The organism is Caballeronia sp. M23-90 (genome assembly GCF_053574605.1).
Genome location: NZ_JBSIPA010000253.1, coordinates 1 through 9,423, shown reverse-complemented (window position 1 = coordinate 9,423; position 9,423 = coordinate 1). Strand labels below are relative to the sequence as shown.

The following is a 9,423-nucleotide window of genomic DNA, read 5'->3' as shown; positions in this document are numbered from 1 at the left end:
TTACGCGCCAGGATCGCCAGCCACTCGCGCCGGGTCGCGGGTTGCGCCAACTCGGACGGCCGCGCAGAAATGTTCATCGTCAACCTCGTGAATTTGGTGATGCTGCAGAATCCATACCCTACTAGAATAGTCATCTGGTCGTCTAGACGTTTACAGGTACAGATATAAATCGATCCAATGTGCCCCGCTTTCACATTTCCATCATCGGCGGCGCACTACAATGCCCATGACGATATTCAAACCGACAGGAATGACACCACCATGACATCCAACGAAACGGGGACACCGGGGCTTGCAGTCGAGCGCGGCGCGGGCGTGGCTGTGTGGCGCCAGATCGAACAGATCCTTTCGGCGGAAATTACAGCGAAGAGTTTTGGCGAAGAAGGCCGCCTGCCGAGCGAAGCAGAACTTGCGCGGCGTTTCGACGTCAACCGCCATACGGTACGCCGCGCCATGCTGCGTCTTGCGGCGACGGGACTGGTCAGTGTCGAACAGGGACGTGGCACGTTCGTGCAGCCCGGTGCCATCGATTATCAGATTGGACGGCGCACGCGTTTTACCGAGAACCTGCGCCGCCACAATCAGCCGTCGGCGGGCGTGGTGTTGTCGAGCGAGAAGGTCAAGGCCGATCCGGTTGCGGCCAAGGCGCTCGGCATCCGCGCCGGCACGCTGGTCTACGAGATCGAGACGCGCCATGACTCCGAGGACGTACCGCTGACCTACGCGCGAAGCTGGTATCCGGCAATGCGGTTCGCCGATTTTCCGGCGGTGCTGGCGGGCAAACCCGGCGTAAGCGCGGCGCTGGCCGAATTCGGCGTGACCGATTACACGCGCAAATGGAGCCGCATTGGTTGCATCTTGCCGAGTTCCCAAGTTGCGCGCCGTCTGCAGATCAACCGGCAGCAACCCGTCATGTGGGTCGAAAGCGTCGACGTTGACGAGGCCGGCGTGCCCATCAAATATGGCATCACGCACTTCGCGGCGGACCGCGTGCAATTGCTGGTGGAGGATGGCGTATGAGCGCGTGGACACCCGATGCACGTATCGCGCTTTACTACGCACCGCCAGCCGCATCCGCATGGTGGCATGCCGGCAGCGAATGGCTTGGCCGGGATGCTGAAACCGGCGAGTCCATGGAACCGCCTGTCGTTCCCGCGCTCGGCCAGCCGGTTGCGTCGCTCACCGTCGCACCGCGCCGATACGGCTGGCATGGCACCCTTGTGCCGCCGTTTCATATCGCCGAGGGTTACAACACGGAGCACGTCGTCCTGGCCGCAAAGGAATGGGCAAGGCGAATCGCGCCTTTCAAGGCCCCGCTGCAAGCTGCCGATCTCGGCCGCTTCGTTGCGCTTCGCGCGGCGCAATCGGAGCATGACGGAGCCATCCGCGACATCGCCGCAAGCGCCTTGCATGCCCTTGCCTCGCTGCGCGCGCGTTCTTCGCCTGAAGAGACTCAAAAGCGGCTCGCGCCCCATCTCACTCCCCGGCAGCGCGCGTTGCTGCTCGAATGGGGCTACCCCTATGTGCTCGATGAATTCCGTTTTCACATGACGCTTTCCGATTCCATCGACTCCGAAGCGCAACGCACCGCGATCAGGACGCTCTGGCAAGCACGCAGCGAAGCGCTTGGACCACTTCCCTTCCATGGCGCGGCGCTCTTCGTTCAGGCGCATCGCGATGCGCCCTTCTCCCTTTGGCAGCGTCTGCCTTTCGGCGATGCAGGAGCGCGCGCATGAGCGCCGATCGGGGCAGACTGATCTACGTGATGGGACCATCGGGCGCGGGCAAGGATTCGCTGCTCGGCTTCGTTCGCGAACGGATCGGTTCGCAGGTGATGTTTGCGCACCGATACATCACGCGGCCTGTTTCGGACGGCGAGAATCACGTTGCGCTCACGCACGACGAATTCGCCGCGCGTCTGGCAAGCGGCGTATTCTCGATGCACTGGGAAAGCCTTGGGCTGCACTACGGCATCGGCGTTGAAATCGACGCATGGCTCGCGCGTGGTCTGGCTGTAGTCGTGAACGGTTCGCGTCAGCATGCGCCTGCAGCGCTCGAACGATATCCGCATACGCAATTCGTCCATATTCACGCGAATCCGACGGTTCTCGCCGCGCGTCTGGAACGGCGAGGCCGTGAAGATTCCAGGCAGATGGAAGCACGTCTCGCGCGACGCCCGGCGCTTGCGTTGCCGCAGGAAGCGCGGGTGACGACCATCGACAACTCGGGTCTGCTCGCCGATGCCGGACAACAACTGCTGGCAGCAATCAATCGGCCGCTGAAACTGGCCTGATGATGAAAAAGGCCGGTACGAACTTCGTACCGGCCGTTATTCCCGACGTCCTGAAATGTCAGATCACACGCTCACGCAGCCAGGCCGACCCGAGATCGATCAAGCTCACGATCACAATAACCATCAGCAACACTGCCGCGGTTTGCGCATAGTTGAACGAGCGAATGGCTTCGTACAGCACCACGCCAATCCCGCCTGCACCGACCATGCCCACGACCATCGCCGAACGCACATTCGATTCGAACCGGTACAACGCAAACGATATCCACAGCGGCATGACCTGCGGCAGCACGCCGTAGAGCACTTCGTCGAGACTGCTTGCGCCGGTGGCACGCACACCTTCGGCAGGCCGTGAATCGATCGCCTCGACGGCTTCGGCAAACAGCTTGGCCAGCACGCCCGTGGTATGCACCCAAAGCGCGAGCACGCCCGCGAACGGCCCGAGTCCGACTGCCACGATAAACAGCATCGCGAAGACCATCTCGTTGATCGCGCGGCATGCATCCATCACGCGGCGCACGGGTTGCGCGACCCACACCGGCGCAATGTTATAGGCCGACAACAACCCGCACGGCACCGCGAATATCAGCGACAACGCCGTGCCCCACACCGCGACAGCAAGCGTCACGATCATCTCGTGAACATAGGTGCGCCAGTCGTGAAAGTCCGGCGGGAAAAAGTCGCGGCCGAACTGCACCATGTTGCCCGGGTCAGCGAAGAGATCGAGCGGACGCATGTCGGCGCTACGCCACGACAGCCCGAGTACGGCCACGAACGCGATCCACCCGAACATCGATAACCAGCTCCGCTTGGGTACGTGCAGCTCGGGCTTGATGGCATGCGGGCGTGGCCCGGCGCCGTCGAAGGAATACGCGTCGACGGGATGCTTCACTTCGCGGCCACCGTATCGAGCTGCGCGAGCTTCTCATCCAGCGCGGCGATCTTCGCTTTCTTGTCTTCGTCGGACAGATGCGCGTCGTTCTGGATTTGCTCCTTCTTCTGGAACAGGGCCATCTGACGGATCGGGATCAGTTGGGCATCGGTGGAGTCGGTGAAGCCCGACAAACCCGTGATGCCTTCCATGATCGCCTTCTCGCGCGGATCGGTCTGCGCGTAGTGGTCGAAGAAATTGCGCAGCTTGTCCTTCGTGGCTTGCGGCAGATCGCGGCGCCATACGATCGGGTCCGACGGAATCAGCGGCGACTTCCATAAGATGCGCACGCGCTGCAGCAACTCGGGATGCTGTTGCCGCAAGGTCTCGACCATGTCGGTATTGTTCGTCGCGACATCCACGCGGTTGTTCACCACAGCCAGCATGTTTGCCTCATGGCTTGACGGCAGCACACTCTTGAAGTCGTTGCGCACCGAGACGCCGTTTTTCGCGAACAGGTAATACGAGGGCACGAGCGTGCCGGATGTCGAGTTCGGATCACCGAAACCGAGGTTGATGTCGTGGGTATTCTTCAGCACCTGGTCGACGGTCTTCCACTTGCTATTCACATTCGTGATGAGCAACGAGTAGTACCCCGCCTCCCCGCTCTTGTACTTCACCTTGGCGAACACTTCGCCGTTGCCGCGATCCACCGCTTCGATTGCGGACGCGTTGCCGAAATAACCGATCTGCACCTTATTGAAACGCATGCCTTCGATAATGCCGGCATAGTCCGTCGCGAAGAATGGCTTCACTTCGAGGCCGGTCTGCTTGTTGAGATCGTCGATCAGCGGTTGCCAGCGCTGCCTGAGCGCGGATGAATTATCGGTCGAGATGATGCCGAAGTTGATCGTCTCGGCAAGCGCTGCCTGCGAGACGAGACATGCAGCGAGCATCGCGCCGGCCAGAAGGAAACGGGCTGATTTCATCGAATGGGTCCAGGTTTGGAAAAAAACAAAAGTTGTCGGGTCAGGAGCTCGCCGCCGATGCAAATGCCGCGGATCGTGCCGATGCACCTTCCGGACGCGCTGTCGCGCGCTCCGTTTGTCGAACCGGCTCGCGCTGGGCGGCGTCGGTTTCGGTGTCGGCATCGGTCAGTAATTCTTCCGCCGCTGCGCCATACAGTTCGCGCAACAAGGCGGGGGTCAGGCTCGCGGACGGACCGTCGTACACCACGCAGCCGTTGCGCAGCGCGACCGTTCTTGCGCAGTACTTCATTGCGATATCGATCTGATGTAGCGACACGACTACCGTCAGGCCATGGTCTTCGTTGAGCGACTGAAGCAACTCCATCACGCGGCGGGAGGACTCGGGATCGAGCGATGCGATGGGTTCATCGGCAAGGACGATGCGGGCCCGCTGAACCAGCGCGCGTGCGAGCGCAGCGCGTTGCTGCTGGCCACCGGACAAGGTGCTGGCGCGCTCGTTGATGTGGTCGCCAATGCCCATTGCGGAAAGCGATGCCATTGCAAGCTCGTGCTCGTTGCGCGGAAACCGGCCGATCAAACGCCGCCACAGCGGCACGCGCGACAACGCCCCAATCAATACATTGGTGCGCACGGTGAGACGCCCGACGAGATTGAATTGCTGGAACACGAATGCGACGTCGCGACGAATCCGGCGGACTTCGCGCGCCACCTTGCCATTCTCCTGAATCGGGCGCCCGAGCAGCGTCACATGCGACGGTGCGGGGTCGGAAGCCGTGAATCCCGCAATGTGCCGCAGCAACGTGGACTTGCCTGAACCGGATGCGCCGATCAGCGCAACCATTTCGCCCTCGACCACTTTCAGGTCAATGGAGTCGAGTGCCTTGCGGCCATTGTTGAACGTCTTGCACAAACGTTCGATCCGGATTGCATCCATGATGTCCTCACTATGACGCCGGAGAATTGCAGCGTCGTAGGGATTCTAGGAAGGCAACATGACGACGCGGTGACGCTTGCAAGTCGTCTAGATGAATACACAACTGAGGCAGAAGAACACGGTCGGCAGCGCACTGGACTTGAATGTTTATTTAAAAAATCTGAATTCGGTCGCGGAGGGAAATCGGTCACACTGACGCTCGGCAAGCGTTTTGATATCTGGATAGCTCAACATTTATCTTGAGCCGGCCGGCGTGTCGTAAGACAATCACGTTTCGTCTGATGAAATTTTGAACCTGAATTTCCCGATTCGGGGGTTCATAGATTCGGCCTGGACACAGCAGTAACAGTAACAACAGAGCCGACAGCCTTCACTTGCGTGAATGAGACTGCCACAAAACGATCCGACGACATGCTTACATCTCTCCTTCCGCCGCCGGTTACGCCTGCGGTACGCCTGAGTTTTCATCGACGTTCGATGGAACTGCAGAAGCCGCTTTCCACGGTCACCATGGCCTTCACCGTCGTGGCCTTCGTGATCTTCGTGATTGCGCGCGCGCACGTGACGGGCATCGAATTGCCGCTTTGGCCACGCCTGATGTGCGCGCTCGCGTTGTCGCTACTCGTGGCCGCCATTCCCCGTGCGACCTCCACTTTCGTGTTCGGCATGATCGGGGCGGCGTATGTGGTCGTGCTGCAGATCGGCGTGATGATGAACGTGACGGGCGTAGAGCAGCCGCTTTACTGGATGCTGCCCGCCGGCATGGTCGTGCCCATTTGCGCCGCGCCGCTGTGGCTCACGCCGCGGCATTTCGTGCTCGGCACGACTGCGTTCTATATAGCGGGCATCCCGTTCGTATTTTCCGTACCTTTCACGCACGACGACTGGGTGCTGTGCGCGATGTGGGTCGCCATCGGCATTCCGACCGCGACCACGTTCCATTTCGGCTTCTATTGGTTCCGGCTCAATCACTTTTTGCTGGAAGAGAAGCTCATTGCGCTCGCCGCCACCGATCCCCTCACGCAATTGCTCAACCGCCGCGCGTTCCTCGAACAAGCCGGGCAGATGCTGAGCGCGCCACGCAGCGGCGATGAGATCGTCAGCGCGATCTTCCTGGACGTCGACCGTTTCAAGTCACTTAACGATCAATACGGCCACGCACGCGGCGACGATGCCCTGCTGCAGGTCACGCAGGTCATCAAAGGGGCGATACCCCCCGAGGCAATCGCCGGCCGGCTGGGCGGCGAGGAATTCGCGGTACTGGTTCCGACCGCCGGAACGCATCAGGCTACCGATCTTGCAGACTCCTTGCGCATCCGCATCGCAGGAATCCTGCGGCCCGATGGTTTCCTGACGGCGAGTTTTGGCGTGGCCCATCGGCGAGAACATGAGACTGCTATCGCGCTTCTCGACCGCGCAGATGAAGCATTGTTGCGTGCGAAACATGCAGGCCGCAATCGTGTGTTCGTGGAGCGGGTGAGCAGCGTCGCGCGCGTGCGGGCGACCGCCATTGACGAAGATATCGATGCAAAAGCCGATGCAACTCCCGACGCCGATTCCGTCAGGCACTGGGGACCTTTCCAACTTTCCACGCACTTCCAGCCGCTCTACAGTCTCTCGCACCAGAAGCAAGTGGGCTTCGAAGTGCTGTTGCGCGGACGCGATCACGAGGGCCAGCCGGTTCAGCCCGAGTTGTTGTTCGCGCCGCAGTCGAACCCCGATGTCATCGAGCTCGATTCGCTCACGCATCATCTGCACTTCAACAATGCGCGCAAGCGCTTGCCGCAGGACACGTGGCTGTTCCTGAACGTCGCGCCATCCACGTTCATTCAGGCGGGCTACGAGCAGACGCTTGCGAACATGGCGAGCGCAGCGGGGCTCAATCCGGGCAGCATCGTGCTCGAGATACTGGAGTCGGAAGGCGTGAGCGCGGAAGAGCTGGCACTGGCCGCGTGGCGGTATCGTGGATGCGGATTTTTGATTGCCGTCGATGACTTCGGCGCCGGCCATTCGAACCTCGACCGCCTGCTGCGCATCCAGCCCGACTTCGTGAAGCTCGACGGCGAGCTGATTCGCGCGAAGAGCCGCGCGTCGGAGCAGCCGTTGTTATCGACCATTGTGTCGCTGCTGCATCGCGCGGATATGCTCGTGGTCGTCGAAGGGATCGAGACGACCGAAGAGCTCGTGCTTGCGGTCGAATCCAACGTCGACTTCGCACAGGGATTCTTGCTGGGCAGGCCGAGTGCGAACATACCGGCGGCGGACGCGGTGATGCGGCGCATCGATCATGCGTTCGATGTGATCGCCGAAGGGCGGACCGCGCGCGCGAGCCGGTTTGAAGCGCAACTGTCGCCTTACCTTGCGATGGTGAGAGCCGCGGCGGCGGCGTTATCGGACGGTGCGCAAGTCCATGAAGCCATCGCGCCGATGACCGCCTTCGCGCTCTGCCGGCGCTGCTTCGTGCTCGATCACACGGGGCGGATCGTGGGACAGGAGTTTGTGGGACAGGCCGGCCCCGGCGGTGATTTCAGGCTCGGCCCGCTGCGCTCGACGCAATCAGCGCGCTGGGATCATCGGCCGTATTACTGGAAGGCGGTAGCGAACATGGGGACGGCAGTGTTCTGCCAGCCGTATCTGTCGCTCACCAGCGGACGCGCTTCGGTCGGCGTGACGATGGCCGTGCAGCGCGACGGCGAGGTGATGGTCGTTGGCAGCGAACTCGACTGGACGTCGCCGCATCTCGCGTGGCCGGCGGGGGAATGATGGCCGCCGGGCTACTTGTGGCACAGCGGCCGCCGCGTTTAGACAACAGCCATACAGTGGTCTGACAAAGGTTATTGCTGCCGTCTGTCCAACTCCTTCGGTCACTTCGGAAACGAAGCAAAGAAAAGCGATTTTCACGCCGCGGTGTGCAAGTATCCCGGCGTATGCACATCGCCCGTCGACCTGAACAGCGCCACCGCATCGTTGAACTGCCGGCTCTGCTCTTCGAGCGGCACGGCCGTTGCCGCGGGGCTGTATTCTCCGTGTATCGTGACGGGAATAAGCTATCGATGGCTTGGATAATGGCCGCCCGCCTTACCGGGATTTACCCGCAGACCACATGATTACGGCCACCAGCGGCTTCGGCGCGCGTGTTATTTCAGCGCGATCGCTGTTTTTGAATGCATGGATGCAATGACCGACTCGACCGCCAAGCGCTTTTCCGACCCTGAAATTGCAGGGGTTTATCGCGCGATCCACGAACGCCGCGACATGCGGCATTTCACGGATGCCCCCGTCGCGCCCGAACTGATGGCGCGACTGATCGATGCCGCGCATCACGCGCCGAGCGTCGGTTTCATGCAGCCCTGGCGCTTCGTGCGCGTGACCGATCGCGACGTACGCCTCGCGTTGCACGACATCGTGGAGACGGAGCGCCGCGCAACGGCCATGGCGCTCAACGAACGCAGCGATGAATTCATGCGGCTCAAAGTCCAGGGCATTCTGGATTGCGGCGAGGTGCTGGTCGCCGGCTTGATGGAAGACCGCGAGCGGCATATCTTCGGCCGCCGCACCCTTCCCGAAATGGACCTTGCGTCAGTGGCGTGCGCGATCCAGAACATGTGGCTCGCGGCACGCGCGGAGGGGATCGGACTCGGGTGGGTATCGCTGTTCGATGTCGCGGCGGTTCAACGTCTGCTGCATATGCCCGCCGATGCAAAGCCGGTTGCCATTCTCTGCATTGGCCACGTGGAACACTTCTACGATGAACCGATGCTGCAAGCCGAGGGCTGGGCGAAACGCGTGCCGGCAGCATACTGTTTGGAAGAAAACCGCTGGCCTGATGCGGCCTGCGAAGCCCCGGGCCAGCCGGTAATCGACTGAGCACGGGCTGGCAGTTGCCTGTTTAATGCGTCTTTTGCAGCGGCAAGTAAGCCATTCAAGGCTTGTCACGGACTCCCCGTGGCAACGGCTGTAAGTCGCACGTCGCTATAAAGCCCTTTTCCTTGCCCGACATCAAGCTCGCGATGTAATATGACGTCTGATAACGTATGAGCATGTTGCATACTAAGGTTTTCAACTCAGGCCGCAATTCGAGCAATTACGCAGAGGAAGCCCCGTCATGACAGCGCCCGCACAGACCTCGCTCTACTCGCCCTACCAGCCGCTCCCCAATACGTTTCGCCAGTCAGTCCTAAACCAGGAAAAACAGATCGGCTGCTGGGCGTCGCTCGGCAGCCCGATCACGACCGAGTTGCTGGGCGTGCTGGGCATCGACTGGATCCTGCTCGACGCCGAGCACGCGCCCAATGACGTCCTCACGCTCATTCCGCAGCTCATGGCGCTCAAGGAC

At 61.2% G+C, this 9,423-nt stretch carries 9 protein-coding genes; 6 read left to right on the top strand and 3 right to left on the bottom strand.

Going from position 1 to position 9,423, the window contains the following annotated elements:
- The first annotated feature begins 261 nt into the window (after positions 1 to 261).
- The 3 genes from phnF to phnN are packed head-to-tail and all read left to right on the top strand — an operon-like array spanning position 262 to position 2,293.
- The gene (phnF, locus tag ACRXB1_RS22175) at positions 262 to 1,020 is read left to right on the top strand and encodes a phosphonate metabolism transcriptional regulator PhnF (RefSeq protein ID WP_449493225.1); all 759 of its coding nucleotides are present in this window, start codon (positions 262 to 264) and stop codon (positions 1,018 to 1,020) included.
- On the top strand, positions 1,017 to 1,736 hold the full coding sequence (locus ACRXB1_RS22170; protein ID WP_449493224.1) for a DUF1045 domain-containing protein: 720 nt from the start codon (positions 1,017 to 1,019) through the stop codon (positions 1,734 to 1,736). Before phnF ends, ACRXB1_RS22170 begins: the two co-directional genes overlap by 4 nt.
- Positions 1,733 to 2,293 carry a phosphonate metabolism protein/1,5-bisphosphokinase (PRPP-forming) PhnN gene (gene phnN / locus ACRXB1_RS22165; RefSeq protein ID WP_449493223.1) on the top strand — a complete coding sequence of 187 codons (561 nt, stop codon included), beginning with the start codon at positions 1,733 to 1,735 and terminating at the stop codon, positions 2,291 to 2,293. Before ACRXB1_RS22170 ends, phnN begins: the two co-directional genes overlap by 4 nt.
- 58 nt (positions 2,294 to 2,351) lie before the next feature.
- Here the strand turns inward: phnN and phnE are convergent, their stop codons facing one another.
- The 3 genes from phnE to phnC all read right to left on the bottom strand — a co-directional run bounded on the left by phnE (position 2,352) and on the right by phnC (position 5,087).
- Positions 2,352 to 3,086, bottom strand: coding sequence for a phosphonate ABC transporter, permease protein PhnE (gene phnE, locus ACRXB1_RS22160; protein WP_449493226.1), 735 nt, complete (start codon positions 3,084 to 3,086; stop codon positions 2,352 to 2,354).
- A gap of 95 nt (positions 3,087 to 3,181) precedes the next feature.
- Positions 3,182 to 4,153 carry a phosphonate ABC transporter substrate-binding protein gene (phnD, locus tag ACRXB1_RS22155; protein ID WP_062002911.1) on the bottom strand — a complete coding sequence of 324 codons (972 nt, stop codon included), beginning with the start codon at positions 4,151 to 4,153 and terminating at the stop codon, positions 3,182 to 3,184.
- Between the two features lie 40 nt (positions 4,154 to 4,193).
- Positions 4,194 to 5,087: a phosphonate ABC transporter ATP-binding protein gene (phnC, locus tag ACRXB1_RS22150; RefSeq protein ID WP_062170781.1), complete on the bottom strand. Its 894-nt coding sequence runs from the start codon at positions 5,085 to 5,087 to the stop codon at positions 4,194 to 4,196.
- A 411-nt stretch (positions 5,088 to 5,498) separates the two neighbouring features.
- Between phnC and ACRXB1_RS22145 the strand changes: the two genes are divergently transcribed.
- From ACRXB1_RS22145 to ACRXB1_RS22135, 3 genes are all read left to right on the top strand, one after another.
- Positions 5,499 to 7,850 carry an EAL domain-containing protein gene (locus tag ACRXB1_RS22145; RefSeq protein ID WP_449493222.1) on the top strand — a complete coding sequence of 784 codons (2,352 nt, stop codon included), beginning with the start codon at positions 5,499 to 5,501 and terminating at the stop codon, positions 7,848 to 7,850.
- Positions 7,851 to 8,264: 414 nt separating this feature from the next.
- Positions 8,265 to 8,954 carry a 5,6-dimethylbenzimidazole synthase gene (gene bluB, locus ACRXB1_RS22140; RefSeq protein WP_449493221.1) on the top strand — a complete coding sequence of 230 codons (690 nt, stop codon included), beginning with the start codon at positions 8,265 to 8,267 and terminating at the stop codon, positions 8,952 to 8,954.
- A gap of 238 nt (positions 8,955 to 9,192) precedes the next feature.
- On the top strand, positions 9,193 to 9,423 hold a 231-nt coding region (locus ACRXB1_RS22135), incomplete at its 3' end, for an aldolase/citrate lyase family protein (protein WP_449493220.1).